The organism is Microcoleus sp. FACHB-1515 (assembly GCF_014696105.1).
Classification (GTDB): Bacteria; Cyanobacteriota; Cyanobacteriia; order Elainellales; family Elainellaceae; genus JAAUTJ01.
Genome location: NZ_JACJPO010000011.1, coordinates 69936 through 84690, shown reverse-complemented (window position 1 = coordinate 84690; position 14755 = coordinate 69936). Strand labels below are relative to the sequence as shown.

11 protein-coding genes are annotated in these 14755 nt (G+C 55.2%); 8 read left to right on the top strand and 3 right to left on the bottom strand.

Annotated elements, in window-relative coordinates:
* Window positions 1-6: 6 nt before the first annotated feature.
* Window positions 7-360: a YkgJ family cysteine cluster protein gene (locus H6F67_RS02265; RefSeq protein WP_190762905.1), complete on the bottom strand. Its 354-nt coding sequence runs from the start codon at window positions 358-360 to the stop codon at window positions 7-9.
* 235 nt (window positions 361-595) lie between these two features.
* Between H6F67_RS02265 and psb30 the strand changes: the two genes are divergently transcribed.
* On the top strand, window positions 596-727 hold the full coding sequence (gene psb30, locus H6F67_RS02260; protein ID WP_190762903.1) for a photosystem II reaction center protein Ycf12/Psb30: 132 nt from the start codon (window positions 596-598) through the stop codon (window positions 725-727).
* 260 nt (window positions 728-987) lie between these two features.
* The gene (locus H6F67_RS02255) at window positions 988-1962 is read left to right on the top strand and encodes a ribose-phosphate pyrophosphokinase (RefSeq protein WP_199304206.1); all 975 of its coding nucleotides are present in this window, start codon (window positions 988-990) and stop codon (window positions 1960-1962) included.
* 3 nt (window positions 1963-1965) lie between these two features.
* Here the strand turns inward: H6F67_RS02255 and murF are convergent, their stop codons facing one another.
* The gene (murF, locus tag H6F67_RS02250) at window positions 1966-3402 is read right to left on the bottom strand and encodes a UDP-N-acetylmuramoyl-tripeptide--D-alanyl-D-alanine ligase (RefSeq protein ID WP_190762901.1); all 1437 of its coding nucleotides are present in this window, start codon (window positions 3400-3402) and stop codon (window positions 1966-1968) included.
* Window positions 3403-3736: 334 nt separating this feature from the next.
* Here murF and H6F67_RS02245 point away from each other — a divergent pair, with 334 nt between their 5' ends.
* The 3 genes from H6F67_RS02245 to H6F67_RS02235 all read left to right on the top strand — a co-directional run bounded on the left by H6F67_RS02245 (window position 3737) and on the right by H6F67_RS02235 (window position 10617).
* Window positions 3737-4999 (top strand): hypothetical protein, encoded by a 1263-nt coding sequence (locus H6F67_RS02245; protein ID WP_190762899.1) that lies wholly within the window; start codon window positions 3737-3739, stop codon window positions 4997-4999.
* Between the two features lie 203 nt (window positions 5000-5202).
* A complete protein-coding gene (locus tag H6F67_RS02240) occupies window positions 5203-8085 on the top strand; it encodes a DUF1574 domain-containing protein (RefSeq protein ID WP_190762897.1) in 2883 nt (960 codons plus the stop codon).
* 162 nt (window positions 8086-8247) lie between these two features.
* Window positions 8248-10617 carry a cation:proton antiporter gene (locus H6F67_RS02235; RefSeq protein ID WP_190762895.1) on the top strand — a complete coding sequence of 790 codons (2370 nt, stop codon included), beginning with the start codon at window positions 8248-8250 and terminating at the stop codon, window positions 10615-10617.
* On the opposite strand, the gene H6F67_RS02230 is transcribed toward H6F67_RS02235, so the two are convergent.
* On the bottom strand, window positions 10601-10816 hold the full coding sequence (locus H6F67_RS02230; protein ID WP_190762893.1) for an Hfq-related RNA-binding protein: 216 nt from the start codon (window positions 10814-10816) through the stop codon (window positions 10601-10603). The two genes, H6F67_RS02235 and H6F67_RS02230, sit on opposite strands and share 17 nt — an antisense overlap.
* A gap of 108 nt (window positions 10817-10924) precedes the next feature.
* Here H6F67_RS02230 and dapF point away from each other — a divergent pair, with 108 nt between their 5' ends.
* The 3 genes from dapF to H6F67_RS02215 all read left to right on the top strand — a co-directional run bounded on the left by dapF (window position 10925) and on the right by H6F67_RS02215 (window position 14745).
* A complete protein-coding gene (gene dapF, locus H6F67_RS02225) occupies window positions 10925-11770 on the top strand; it encodes a diaminopimelate epimerase (protein ID WP_190762891.1) in 846 nt (281 codons plus the stop codon).
* A gap of 15 nt (window positions 11771-11785) precedes the next feature.
* On the top strand, window positions 11786-12469 hold the full coding sequence (locus tag H6F67_RS02220) for a PD-(D/E)XK nuclease family protein (RefSeq protein WP_190762889.1): 684 nt from the start codon (window positions 11786-11788) through the stop codon (window positions 12467-12469).
* Window positions 12470-12678: 209 nt separating this feature from the next.
* On the top strand, window positions 12679-14745 hold the full coding sequence (locus tag H6F67_RS02215) for a response regulator (protein WP_190762887.1): 2067 nt from the start codon (window positions 12679-12681) through the stop codon (window positions 14743-14745).
* The last annotated feature ends 10 nt before the right edge of the window (window positions 14746-14755 follow it).

Genomic DNA, 14755 nt, shown 5'->3' with positions numbered 1-14755 from the left:
AGAACGTTAAGACAGCCCGATCGCTCGATCGAACCGGAGCATCTCTAAACTTCGCAGCCCATACATTGCTTCGATCTGCTCGTGGCAGCACTCGATCGCAAAATCGTTGACTTCTTCCGGTTCGAGATCATACATCTCGCAAAAAATTTCCGTCTCAACCCGACAAAAGCGAGGCCGATCAACATAAATTTGGCATTCGCGTCGGAGGTGGTCGTAGTTCACACACCAGCCATCGCTGCCCACCATGCTCAAATACTGATCGAGTTCAGCTTCAGTTAGATAAAGATCGAGGTCAGGTCGATCGCTCGGTTCCAAATAGCAGCAAGCTCCGCACTGCTTGACACACTGCCAAGTCGCCATAGATTCGATGCGTGAAAGAATACTCTAGCCTAGCGATTTTTCATTGCGGTTGAACGACACATCTGGCGACACCGTTTGCAGTCAGCCACCAGCCACCACCTGACACTCGATCGCCCACCTGAGAACTTTGTTAAAAACCTTAAAAAACCTGAGGAAATACCAGGTAAAATACGGTTCAGGATGCCTTGAGCTTTGCACAGCAACCGTTATTCGATTACTGGGAGAAGAACAAAAAATGGACGCGATTACAAGCATTGTGGGCAACGTGAATTGGGAAGCCATTGTGCAGCTAACGCTGGTTGCGGCAATTATGCTGGCTGGTCCGGCTGTGATCATTGTGCTGGCCTTTCGCGGCGGCGATCTCTAAACCTTCGATCAGGCCGCGATCGCCTGCCAAAAAGCATTCGAGCCGAGCGTTTTGTGAAGTGAATTCAGCGCTCGATCGAGTGCTTTTTTACTGAGAATCTGTATCACTTTGCATCAGTTCGATCGCCGATGTATCGTTGTTTATCAAAGCCTTCACTAAATTTACGGAGGCAGCAAACAAACGACTGTTTTGAAATGAAAATGATAAGATTGCGGTGATTTACGCTCCGAGGAACTGTCGTGATCCCCTCTGTTGCCTCCTTGACGCTTCAGCCGCCTTTATCCCACGTCACCGATAACAGTCGTTTGCGGCTGTTTTCAGGTTCAGCCAATCCCGCGCTCTCCGAAGAAGTGGCTCGCTACCTCGGTATGGATTTGGGGCCGATGGTTCGCAAACGGTTTGCCGATGGAGAACTCTACATTCAAATTCAAGAATCAATTCGCGGCTGCGATGTTTATTTGATGCAGCCGACTTGCTATCCGGTCAACGATCACCTCATGGAACTGCTGATCATGATCGATGCCTGTCGGCGAGCGTCGGCACGGCAGATTACCGCTGTGATTCCCTACTATGGCTATGCCAGAGCCGATCGCAAAACAGCAGGACGCGAATCGATTACGGCCAAGCTCGTCGCCAACTTGATCACGCAGGCCGGAGCCAGCCGCATTTTGGCAATGGATTTGCACTCGGCGCAGATCCAAGGCTATTTCGACATTCCGTTTGATCACGTCTACGGCTCGCCTGTGATCTTTGACTATCTGGCGCAAAAGCAGCTTTCCGATCTGGTCGTCGTTTCGCCAGATGTGGGCGGCGTGGCGCGGGCACGCGCTTTTGCCAAAAAGCTCAACGATGCACCCTTGGCAATCATCGATAAGCGGCGATCGGCTCACAACGTTGCAGAAGTGATGAACGTGATTGGCGATGTGTCTGGAAAAACCGCCGTCCTTGTCGATGACATGATCGATACAGCGGGCACAATCTGCGAAGGCGCAAAGCTGCTGCGCGAACAAGGCGCACGTCAGGTTTATGCCTGCGCCACTCACGCCGTCTTTTCGCCGCCTGCGGTCGATCGCCTCTCGACTGGACTGTTTGAAGAAGTGATCGTCACTAATTCGATCCCCATTTCTGAATCGAATCGCTTTGCCCAACTGACCACGCTTTCGGTTGCGAATTTGCTGGGCGAAACGATCTGGCGCATCCACGAAGATAGCTCGGTGAGCAGCATGTTTCGCTAAGGTTCAGCCTGACACTCGATCGCGAAACTGCTGCACCACGCGATCGAGTCCAACCGCTCGCGAAGCTTTGAACAGCAGGCGATCGCCCGGACGCACCCATTCCAACAAGCGATCGACGACTGCTTCAGCCGTTGTGAATTCTTCTGCGATCGATCCGGCTCCTTCTGACATGGCAGCACTTTCGATCGGGTCAGCCAGAATCAGCAGGCGATCGAGCGTTTGAGCCGCTTTGCCGACGCGCTGATGCAGTTCGGCAGAGCGATCGCCAAGCTCTTTCATCGTGCCCAACACGGCAATGTGGCGCGTTCCCGGCGTTTCTCGCAGCAGATCGATCGCAGCGAGCATCGATTCCAATCCGGCGTTGTAGGTTTCATCGAGAATCACAATGTCGTTGGGCAACTCGTAGCGGTGCGATCGACCCTGCGGCAGTTCGACCTGTAACCCCTGACTGAGCGGAGCGAGATCGAGATCGAGCAGTTTGGCGACGGCGATCGCTGCTAGATAATTGAGCGCATTGTGGCGTCCGGGTAGCGGCAAGGGAAATTTCATGCCGTCTACGAGCAGCGTTTGAGCATCAAGCAGTTGACCGTGTAGATCGCCGCCTTCAAGTCCATAAGTGATCGATGCCGTTCCCTCTGCGCTGCGCGATACCGTTCCCTCTGCGCTGCGCGATCGACTCGTCCAAACTTGCTCGGCGGTTTTGAGCAGCAGCGGATTGTCGTGATTCAACACGGCGATCCCCGTAGCCGGAAGTTCAGCCAACAGTTCGCATTTGGCCTGGGCGATCGCTTCTTCTGATCCCAACCGTCCGATATGTGCCGTTCCTACATTTGTAATCACGGCGATATCCGGCTGGGCAATTTGCGTCAGCAGCGCGATTTCGCCCGCCGCTCGCATTCCCATTTCGATCACGGCAAAGTCATGATCAGGTCTAAGCGCTAACAGCGTTTTGGGCACGCCGATTTCGTTGTTGTAGTTGGCTTGCGTTTTCAGGACATTTCCCTGCGTCGCTAGAACTGCGCTGATCAATTCTTTAGTAGTTGTTTTGCCGACCGATCCCGTCACGGCAATGACCGGGATCGCAAACTGCTGGCGATAGTGGCGGGCGATCGCTTGATAGGCCAATAGCGTATCGGGCACAACAATCAGCGGCAAATCTGCATCGATCGCGCGATCGACGATCGCCGCAATTGCGCCTTGGGCGATCGCTTGAGCGACAAACGCATGACCGTCAAAGCGATCGCCTCGGAGTGCCAAAAACACATCGCCCGATGCAATGCTGCGCGTGTCGGTTGAAATTCCGGCAATCGGAATCTGAAGGCGGTCGTCATCAAAATTAACAGTTGCAGATGACAACCAATCGCTAAGCTGCTGTATGGAAGGCCGGATCACGCTTTGGGTGGATGCAGTTGCCGCACTCGATTTCCGCAGATTGGACATAGCAAAAAAGATACGATCGCAAATTGTATGCCGGAAGTCACTTACACGTGACGAGCTAACCGTATCATGCAATGTGACGAATTTAGTTCGCGCTTTCTGCCCTTAGCGATGTGAAAGCTTCGCCATCCAACTGGGCAGACCGTAGCCTTCCAGACTGCTTCATCAAACCTTTAACGCTACGGTGATTTCAATCACCAATATCACTGAAACAGCTTCAGTAGGATTGAATACATGGGCGATCGCAGCATTACCTTAAACTTCAGTTGCAACTCTCCACCGTAGGGTAAAAACAATCTAATTCTTCAATCGCGGCAGCAAGAAAGGAGCGCCAGCAGTGGTGACAGTGTGGTCAGGCAGCAGTCAACGGCAAATTAGTCCACAAGAGCAGCACATCTACGATCATTTGCTCTACTGGATTGAGCGAGAAACGCCTGTCCAAATGATCGATCGCTTTCAAGCATTGTTCATCGAAGGCACCGACTATCCAGACGCAGCGGTTTGTACTGCGCTAGAGCAAGTGACGGCTTCGCCGCTGGCCGGAATTGAATTTCACTATGTTCTCAATCGCTGCTGCCACATCTTGATCAACCGCTGGCAAGCAGCCCGAACAGAATTTGCGATTCCACAACTGGTGAAGCTGTTTGAAGCCGAGCCTGCCACCGTTGTGCGATCGCGATCGCTGCGTCGGCTGCGCGAACTGGTCAAGCAGTTCCGCGAAACCGAGCAATATTTAACGCTGCGTCGCCTTGCCCAAGTGGTCGAAGCGGCTGATATGGGCGACATGAAGCGACCCCTGGGAACGTTGATTCGCCGCTATCCCTATCTGTACGAACACTGTTTGATCAGCGAAGACTGCACCCAAGAGCAGCAGCACACGGTCAAAGGCATTCAAACGCAGATGCAGCGCCAGTTTGAAATTGACCTGTCACAATACATCACCTATCAGGTGCGACGATCGCAAATCTCGTCGCGGCTTGTGCTGCCGTCTAGCCCGCGATCGATCTATCCCGTTTCCAATCCGACGCTGCTGCACGAGCAAGAACTCGCCCACGCGGTCAAACACTATGTCGGCAAGGTGCAAGGGACGCACAGCTATCGCGATTTGGCCTGCAATTTCTTGGCGCAAACCGGAGATGAACCGCTGTTTCGCCACTTCAAAGATGACCTGTACGACTACATCACCGCTTCGATCGATCGCGAATACGGCCAGCGTGCCTTCTACAATCAGCTTTACAGCCATCTCCAAACCAGCCTCAGCGACAGCAACGATCAGCGACTCAACGATTTTTTGCTGGTGCGTACCTGTAGCCAACTGCTGAACTTCCTCGTGGTCGAAAGTCCCCAAAGCCCTCAGCATTTTGTTTATCTCGATCTGATTACGAATTTGGGCGCGACGCTGACCACCGGACTGCTGCTGAAAATTGTGCTGCTTTGCCGCAAAGTGAAACCCTACCTGGAACGCCGCCTGTCAATTTTGTTTAATCACTACGAAACGCACAGCCGCGAAGCAGTCCAGTGGCTTGTGCTGGCGCTTGAACATGCCAACATCGCCCTTAGTACGCACTTTGGCGCGATCGATTTGTCGTTCATCCACTAAAACCTGGCAGATAGGCCGCCCGCAGGGTCATCGGAACATGGCACATCGTCCCCCTCCCGCAGCGATCGCTGCCCCGCCATTCATCTTTGGCCGATCAATCTTGACGGATTGTGTTATGCCAGAAAGCGATCGACTTGAAATGCTCGAGTTCCGATAAGATGATGCAACGCAAATGTTGCGGATTCGATTGCAAAGGCACTGGCATGTTAAATCCTGTGGAAGCACGTCCGGCTGCAAATAAATCTTTGTTGGCTCACTGGCTGGCGCAAGTCATTTCCCAGCGTGGGATGCGTGTCAAATTTCAGGTGCGCGGAAATGACCTGCATATTTTGTGTGATGGGCTACCTTGCCCAGACCAGGAAGCGGTGCTTTCGCATCTGGTTCCAGCTTTGGAACAAACTGACCTGAGCAAGCTGCTTCCCGACCCACCCTTGTATCAAGCGATCGTTTATGGTCGTGCCCTCGGCCAGTCGCGCCCCAGTTGGACAAGTACGCTGCAACTGCATTCTCCGCAATCTGCGAGTGCTTCGCAGACCTTCGATCGCGAACCGTCTGCTCCTCCATCGCTCCGCGCCACCGTTGTTTCCAGCGGCGAACTGATGCTGTCTAATCGCAGCTTGGCACGAAGCGGCGAGCCAGACGGAATTGCTCGCTATTTAAGTGAAAACCTCAGCGCTTTGGGCGTCGCAGTGCGCGTCAAGGTGAAATCGATTCCCTACCCCAATCGATCGCCTCAAGCCGCACCGCTCAAGCGACTGGGCGTCATTTGCGAAGCGAACTACAGCCCCGACCCAACTTTAATTAGCGAACCGATCGCCCAAAAGCTGCGCGAACTGGAACTGCAAGACTACCGCGATGCGATCGTGCTGATTCAAGTGCGGGGCGAAGCCGAACCCGACTGGATGCTGCGCGTGGATCTGACGCCGCAGTCAGAGATGCTGCGCGAGTGGGCACGCTGGGGCGATGCAGGCGCGATCGATCGCTTGCTGAAGCCGATGCTGGCCGATCGCGGCATTGCGCTTGAAACTACCACGTTGACTGACTCGACGCTGCATTTGTGTTGTCGCACAGGCACACAAGCGCCAGAGCAAGCAAAAACGGTTGAGGCGATCGCGCCGCTCTTGCAGCGGCTTGGCCCTCAAGGACTGCATCGCGCCGCAATCTACGGCTTGATTGCTGACCAGGAAAAACCCGCCTGGATGGAAGTGCTGAAGCTGCCTGCCCAGGAACATTTGGCCTTGGCAGATTCGGCTTGGACGCTGGCGCAAAAGGGCGACTGGGAAGCGATCGCCTTTCTGCTGAATCGGCTGCTCAACCCCGACATTGATCAGCAGCTTGCGACGGGCGGCATTCACGTCCAGCTTGTGCCCAAGCAAGACTTGCTGCATGTGATGCTGGATGCGCCCGTGTGTCCGAATCAGCCAGACGTTGCGCCGACTGTCGCTCGTTTTCTCAAGCCGCTAAATCTACCGGGAATTCAGGGCGTCCGCATCTACGGCAGGCGATCGGGTCAAAAGCGTCCGCTCTGGAGCACTGGCGAGAATTTCACGCCGCGATCGCGCCTGGTTCCCGAAGCAACGCCGGAATTTGCTGCTACTGACGCTTATGTCGGCGATTTGATTGCCCGACCCGATCCGCTCGTGCTGCGGCCTGATCTGACGCCCGCTGATGTGCAGACGGCTTGGGCACAAATGCGCGATCGCTGCGGTCAGCAGGTGCAAAAGCTGTTGCAGCACACGGCACTCTTTACAGCCGCAGAAGCAGAGCCAACAACGGTCAACAGTGGGCGCGTCGCTTTGGTGTGGAGCTTGGCGGGGCTGCTGCTGATGGTGCAAACAAACTGGCTGCTGGGACAAGTGCTGCGGCGTCCATCTGCACCAGCTTCATCTGTATCGATCGCGCCTTCAGAAGAAACGCCCTACAGCGGCGTGTCGCTGCGGCGATCGACCGGAGACGATCAGGCATTTAGCTCGGATGGCTTCACGCAGTCTGCCCCAGCAAAAGCGGCGATCACCGTTGCCTCACCGTTTGCAACGTTCAACAGTCGCCAAATTGACGAACAACTCGCGCTCTATCACCAGCATGTGCTGGAGTTTGGAGCGCCCGACGTGCTGGTTGTTGGCAGTTCTCGCGCGTTGCGGGGCGTTGACCCCTCAGCCTTGCAGCGATCGCTGGCCGAATCTGGCTACCCCAATGTTCGCGTATTCAATTTGGGACTCAATGGCGCAACCGCTCAGGTCGTTGATTTGCTGATGCAGCGCATTCTCACAACTGAACAGTTGCCGCGCCTGATCGTCTGGGCAGACGGAGCAAGAGCGTTCAACAGCGGCAATGTGGATGTCACCTTCAACGGCATGGTTGCCTCCGAAGGCTATCGACAGCTTGAGGAAACTGCCCCTACAACCAATGCACCGCGCCAAAATTCACCGATCGCCTCGGTCAGCAGCGGCTTAAGCGAAAGCTATCAAGACCTCGATCGCTGGCTGAGCGATCGCCTTGCCGATTTTTCTGCCGCGCACCGCGATCGCGATCAGGTGAAATCTCGCCTGCAAGAAGCTGCGAAGACAATCTTGCCCGCTGCCCCAGGTCCAACTGCGGATCTGGAAAATTTGCCGAATCAAGGCGTCCTCGATATCGACGGCTTTTTGTCGATCGCGCTGCGCTTCAATCCGGTCACTTACTACCAGGAATATGCTCGCGTCGCCGGAGCGTATGACAGCGATTATGAGAATTTTCAGCTTCAAGGCCGCCAGTCGATCGCGCTCAATTCGCTGCTGCAATTTACGCGCGATCGCCAAATTCCCCTGGTTTTTGTGAATCTGCCCTTAACCGACGAATATCTCGACCCGACACGAGCGCAATATGAGCAGCAGTTTCGCGAATTTATGACCGCGCAGTCGATCGAGCAATCGGGATTGACCTTCCGCGATCTCGGTCAAATTTGGCTGACGCAATACGACTACTTTTCCGATCCCAGCCATCTCAACCGCTATGGAGCTTACGAAATCTCGCAGCGGCTCGCGCAAGATCTGATGATTCCTTGGGTACAAGCGGTTTCTGAACCGCTGCGCCCAGCCCGCAACTAAGCGCTGACACCGTTCGGCTAAGCTTGTGTCGCAGCCCAACACGACCCCCCTCAACTCCTGCAAACCGTTTCCATCGATCGAGGAAACTCTGTATGCTAAAGATTAAAGACTTTTAATCTTTCTCTCAGAATTGTAATTTTTGCAGCGCCACAAGGGAAACTCGTGCAGGAAGATTTCAGATTAATCGTTGATTTGGTGATGGTGCTGGCAGCGGCGGCAGGAGGCGGGCTGATTGCCGCGCTGCTGAAACAGCCGATTTTGCTGGGCTATCTGGTCGGCGGCATGATCGTTGGACCTGCTGGATTAGGGCTGGTGAAAGAACTGGTGCAGGTGGAAACGCTGGCTCAGTTTGGGGCGGCGTTTTTGCTTTTTGCCTTGGGCGTCGAGTTTTCCCTAGGGGAATTACGCAAAGTGCAGGCGATCGCGCTGGGCGGTGGCGGTCTGCAAATTCTGTCAACGATTCTGGTGACCACCTTGGCCTCAGTCGGCATCGGCTGGGTCACGTCTCCAACGCAAGGCGTTTTCTTGGGCGCAATCCTCTCCCTGTCTTCGACAGCCGTTGTGCTGAAGTGCCTGATGGAGCGCAACGAAACGGAAACACCGCACGGTCGCGTCATGCTGGGAATCTTGGTGGTGCAGGATTTGGCGCTGGGCTTGATGCTGGCCGTTTTGCCCGCGCTCGATCGCCCCTCGGACGAAATCGGCATGGCGGTTGGAATTGCGCTGCTGAAGACGGGACTGCTGGCAGCGGGCGCGATCGCCGCCGGAATCTGGGTCATTCCCTCGCTGCTGCGGATGCTGGCTCGAACGGAAAGCCGCGAACTCTTCTTGCTGGGCGTGGTGACGCTGTGCCTGTGTATCGCGCTGCTCACCGAAGCGATGGGCTTGTCGATCGAAATGGGCGCGTTCATCGCTGGACTGATGATTTCTGAAGTGGAATACGCCGATCAGACGCTCACTTACGTTGAGCCAATCCGCGATATTTTTGCCAGCTTGTTCTTTGCGGCGATCGGAATGCTGATTGATCCGGTCTTCTTGTGGAACAACCTGGAATTGATTTTGGGACTGGTGGCGATCGTCTTTGTCGGCAAATTCTCGATCATCACGCCGCTTGTTGTTCTGTTCCGCTATCCGCTCAAAACTGCACTCATTGCTGGATTGGGACTGGCGCAGATTGGAGAATTTTCGTTTGTGCTGGCAAGTCAAGGACAAATGCTCGGCTTGGTGTCGCGGCGCGTCTATCTGCTGATTTTGGGCACAACAGCGGTCACGCTGATGATCACGCCGTTTGTGTTGCGCTTGGTTCCGCAACTGTTCGCTTGGGCAGAATTGGTTCCCTGGCTGAAGCGGTTTTTGGACGGCAGCAACCAGCCGATCGCCATCTCCGAAGAACTGCCGCAGCAAGATCACGTGGTTGTCTGTGGCTATGGGCAGGTCGGGCGAAACATCGTGCGGCTGCTGCAAGACCATCAGTATCCGGTCGTTGTGATCGAGCAGTCAGAGGGCACGATCGAGCAGTTGCGCGAAGCCGAAATTCCCTATGTCTATGGCAATGCTGTTAGTCTGCACGTGATGGAGGCGGCAGGCGTCGAACGTGCAAAAGGAATGGCGATCGCGCTGCCCGATTCGATGAGTGCGCGGCTGTGTCTCAAACGCGCACTGGAACTCGCGCCGGATCTCGATGTCGTTGTGCGAGCAGAAAAAGACAAAGATATCGAACTGCTCTATCAGTTGGGTGCTCATGAAGTGGTGCAGCCAGAATTTGAAGTCAGCCTGGAACTTGCCTCACATCTGCTGACCGAAATTGGCATTCCGCTACCGATTATTCAGCGTGAAGCTCAGCAGATTCGCAGCAGTCACTATTTGGAACTGCGCCCTGAGCAATCGTCTGACGAAATTTCGCGCACGCTCAAAACCGTAACGCAGGAAATGAGTAGCCGCTGGTTTACGCTGCCTGCTCACACGCCGCTGGCCGAAATGACGCTCGATGAAACGAATCTCCGCAGGCTCACAGGCATCAGCGTCATGGCGATCGAGCGACCCAATGGTGAAAAAATCGATTATCCCAACGGCGAAATTGTGCTGCACGGCGGCGATCGCCTGCTTGTCGTCGGCGAGACAAACGAGCTTGCAGCTTTCAGCGATCTTGCCAGCGGCGAAGCCGCGATGCCGCAAGAGCAAGCGTCTTGCCAATGGCTGCTGGTTCCGCCGCACAGTCCGGCGATCGGCAAAACCTTAGCAGAACTGCATATTCGCCGACAGTTCGGCGTTTTGGTGCAGGCAATTCGACGCGAAGGCAAATTCATTCGCTTTCCCGAAGGCAGCAGCGATATTGAAGTCGGCGATCGCCTTTTGCTCTGCGGCGGCTTCCACAACCTCAACGAGGCTAGACAGTGGCTTGCTCCCGTTTCCGAACCGCTGAAGCTGCCTTTGGTGGGCGTCAGCGAATCACTGGGCGACTTCATCTCGGTGAGCGATGCCGTTGAGCCGGAGGAGCGCAGCTTTGCTCCTGACTCTAAGGGCGCGGCTTGAGAAACGCGATCGCCTGCCGCCACACGATCGTTGCTTGGTCGTATTGGTCAATCAAGCAGAGGCAGTGCGGGTCTTGCCAGCGAATCTTGCCGGTGAGCAGATCGCCCGTGACAAGCTTCAGTTCCACTTCGGTTCCTTCACGGGTCAAGGATTGAATCTGGCGGGTGCTGGGTAGTCCTGTTTCGAGTTCGGTAGGCATCGTCTTTGAACGAAGGATAATGAAGAGTTAGGACGGGATGACGAGTGAGGAGAATCGCTTTTGACTCTGCTCGCATCCCTAATCCCTCATTCAAGCATGGAGGATAGCATGGCGATCGCATTCAGTAAATATCACGGACTTGGCAACGATTTTGTCTTAATCGACAATCGACATCAGCACGAGCCGATCTTGACACCGCAAGAGGCGGAGCGCTGGTGCGATCGCCATTTTGGAATCGGGGCAGACGGCGTAATTTTTGTGCTGCCAGGGCAAAACGACTGCGACTACACAATGCGGATTTTCAACTCCGACAGTTCTGAGCCAGAAATGTGCGGCAACGGCATTCGCTGCTTTGCCAAATTCATCGCGGATCTTGAAGCTGCCGACGGCAAAACCAGCCGCACCCAATACCGCATTCACACCTTGGCGGGCGCGATCGTCCCTGAACTAACTACAGATGGACAGGTGCGCGTCGATATGGGCTTGCCGCATCTGCTCGCCGCCGAAATTCCCACTTCGATCGCCGCTCCTGATCAGAAAGTCGTCAATCTGCCGCTGCAAGTCGCAGGTCAAACTTGGCAGGTGACTTGCGTGAGCATGGGCAATCCGCACTGCATCACGTTTGTCGAAGATGTCCAGTCGATCGATCTCGCTGCGATCGGCCCACAGTTCGAGCATCACCCTGTCTTTCCCAAACGCACCAATACGGAATTTATTCAGGTCGTTTGCCCCGACTATCTGAAGATGCGCGTTTGGGAGCGGGGTGCAGGCGCAACGCTGGCTTGCGGAACCGGAGCTTGTGCTTCACTGGTGGCCGCTGTCTTGAACGGCAAGAGCGATCGATCAGCCACGCTGGAACTTCCGGGCGGCAATCTGCAAATTGAGTGGGCAGACGATCAACACCTCTACATGACCGGAGCCGCCGATCGCGTTTTCACAGGCATCTACGGGTAAAAACGCCGACACCCTATGCCCGATCTTCTTCCCGCCCTTACTGCCAAATCAACCCGTGCGAACGGCCAAACCTACATCGTCGATGCTCAAGGTGTCCGACTGCCAAGCGTCACGACGATCCTCAACGCCACCAAACCTGCTGCCGATCGCGAAGCCCTCGCCCGCTGGCGGCAGCGCGTCGGCAGCGAACAGGCCAAGCAGATTTCGGGCACGGCCAGTCGGCGCGGTACGCAGACCCACAGCCACATTCGCCGCTATCTCTTGGGAGACGATCGCCCCTGTCCTCCTGCGGCTTTGCCGTATTGGAACAGTCTGCATCCGGTTCTGACACAGATCGATGCCGTCCGACTGGTTGAAGGATTTGTGTTTCATTACGATTTGGGCTACGCCGGAAAGGTCGATTGTGTCGCGAGCTATCAGGGAACGCCGTGCGTGTGCGACTGGAAGACGAGCGATCGCCCCAAGCAGTCGATCGAGCGGTTGGGCGATGCTCCCTTGCAGCTTGCGGCCTACTGCGGCGCCATCAATCAGGTGTATGACGAGCTAGACCTTGATCACGCTTTGCTAGCGGTGGCAGTGGCCGATCAGCCTGCGGAAATTTTTTGGCTCGATGCCGATCGCCTTGCCGCTTATTGGCAGCAATGGCAACTGCGAGTGAAGCAGTTCTATCGACGGCGACACGGGCTGGCTCGATCGTGAGACAATAGCCGCATCCGACTTTCTGCCTTTTGAGGTAGGGCAAGGGGATAAGCTCGTGGAAGATAATGTATCGATAGACGTGTGCCCTAAGGTGGCTGCAAAGTATACTTTGTTCGGCATGGCGGCGATTGCGAAAGGTGGAATGAAACGACCGCCGAATTTTCGCCGTGTCTGCCCTTTTGCCGCGTTGTCGTTGTAACGCTCAGCTTATGCAGTCGGAACCCCAAGTCAACGTCCTCATGGTGGACGACCATCCCGAAAACTTAATTGCGCTTGAGGCAATCCTGGACGGGTTGGGGCAAAATTTGGTCAAGGCACATTCTGGCGAAGAAGCGCTCCGCTGCCTGCTGCATCAAGACTTCGCCGTGATCTTGCTCGACGTGCAGATGCCAGGATTGGACGGCTTTGAAACCGCAACGCTGATTCGCCAGCGAGAGCGATCGCGCCTGACGCCGATCATCTTCCTCACCGCCTTTAGCACCAGCGACAACCTCAGATTCAAAGGCTATTCACTCGGCGCGGTCGATTACCTGCTCAAGCCGATCGAACCAGAAATTCTCACCTCCAAAGTCAGCGTTTTTGTCGATCTCTATCAAAAAAGCGCTGCGCTCAAACGTCAGGCCGTGCAGCTTGCGGCAATTAACTCGGAACTGCGGCAGAGCGAAGAACGCTTTCGATCGCTCAGCGCCTGTTCGCCCGTCGGCATTTTGCTGTTCAACAATCAAGGCTCTTGTTCCTACACCAATCCGCGCTGTCAGACCATTTGCGGCTTCACGCTTGGCGAAAGCTTGGGACAAGGCTGGACGCAGTTTTTCTATGATGGCGATCGCACTCGCGCCCTCGCAGACTGGACGAACTACATTGGCAAAGGCCACGAATTTTGGGGCGAATATCGCTTCCAAGCACCCGATGGCGAAATTCGCTGGACGCAGATGCGAGCCTCGCCAATGTATTCCGATCAAGGTGAATCGATCGGCTATGTCGGCACGATCGAAGACATCACCGAGCGCAAAGCCGCCGAAGAAGCGCGTGCCAACTTTATTCGCGAACAAGCTGCCCGCCAGCAGGCCGAAGCCGCCAACCGCATGAAAGACGAATTTTTGGCCGTCCTCTCGCACGAGTTACGCACGCCGCTCAACTCGATGCTGGGCTGGACGCGCCTGTTGTTGACCAAGAAATTTGATGAGGAGCGAACGACTCGCGCCCTCGAAACGATCGAGCGCAACGCCAAATCGCAAGCGCAACTGATCGAAGATATTCTCGACGTGTCGCTGATTATTCGCGGCAAGCTGCGCCTGCAAACTGGACCGCTGAATCTAATTCCAATTCTGGAAGCGACCGTTGAGGCGATCGCGCCTCAAGCGGAAGCGAAGAATATTCAGGTGATGACGCATTTTGACGCCAGCGCGGATGTCATCTGTGGTGATGCAGAGCGACTGCGACAAGTGGTTTGGAACCTGCTCACCAATGCGATCAAGTTCACGCCAGAAGGTGGAACGGTGCAGGTGCTGCTCAACCGCTGGCAGGATGACGACAAAAAAATGGATCAAACTAGCCACGATTTGCTGCCGTCTTCGTTCCTCCTGCATCCCTCTGACTACGCTCAAATTCAGGTCGTCGATTCTGGCATTGGCATCAAGCCCGAATTTTTGCCGTATGTGTTCGATCGCTTCCGCCAAGAAGACAGCACCACCACCCGACAATATGGCGGTTTGGGGTTGGGACTGGCGATCGTGCGGCACATCGTTGAACTGCACAGCGGTACGATCGCCGCAGAAAGCGCAGGCGAGGGACAAGGCGCAACCTTTACCCTCCGGTTGCCGCTGATGAAGTTGGGGCGATCGATCGCTGAGCAGTCTACGAACGGCAGCGAACCGCCACGCCCTGAGCTAGCTGGCGTGCAAGTTCTCGTTGTGGAAGACAATGACGACACACGTGAATTTCTCATGATGCTGTTGCAGCAGGCAGGTGCAGAAGTGCAAACGGCGGCTTCAGTGGCCGAGGCAATGCAGGCTTTGGCAGCAATGAAGCCGGATGTGCTGGTGAGCGATATTGGTATGCCAGAAGCAGACGGCTATGAGCTAATCCGCCAAATTCAAAATTTAGACATTCCAATTCCGGCGATCGCCCTCACTGCCTATGCCAAACAGGAAGAGAAGCACAAAGCGCTGAATGCGGGATTTCAAGTGCATTTGCCAAAGCCCGTTGAGCCGAATGAATTGCTGGCAAATGTTGCCAGTTTAGCGGGAAAAAACGCGGCGCAGCCTTCCATCTAGAGCGGGCTGC

Coding starts and splice junctions, on each gene's coding strand:
- H6F67_RS02230 (WP_190762893.1), bottom strand. CDS start 10,816: ATGCCTACCGAACTCGAAACAGGACTACCCAGCACCCGCCAGATTCAA.
- H6F67_RS02215 (WP_190762887.1), top strand. CDS start 12,679: ATGCAGTCGGAACCCCAAGTCAACGTCCTCATGGTGGACGACCATCCC.
- H6F67_RS02240 (WP_190762897.1), top strand. CDS start 5,203: ATGTTAAATCCTGTGGAAGCACGTCCGGCTGCAAATAAATCTTTGTTG.
- H6F67_RS02220 (WP_190762889.1), top strand. CDS start 11,786: ATGCCCGATCTTCTTCCCGCCCTTACTGCCAAATCAACCCGTGCGAAC.
- murF (WP_190762901.1), bottom strand. CDS start 3,402: ATGTCCAATCTGCGGAAATCGAGTGCGGCAACTGCATCCACCCAAAGC.
- dapF (WP_190762891.1), top strand. CDS start 10,925: ATGGCGATCGCATTCAGTAAATATCACGGACTTGGCAACGATTTTGTC.
- H6F67_RS02265 (WP_190762905.1), bottom strand. CDS start 360: ATGGCGACTTGGCAGTGTGTCAAGCAGTGCGGAGCTTGCTGCTATTTG.
- psb30 (WP_190762903.1), top strand. CDS start 596: ATGGACGCGATTACAAGCATTGTGGGCAACGTGAATTGGGAAGCCATT.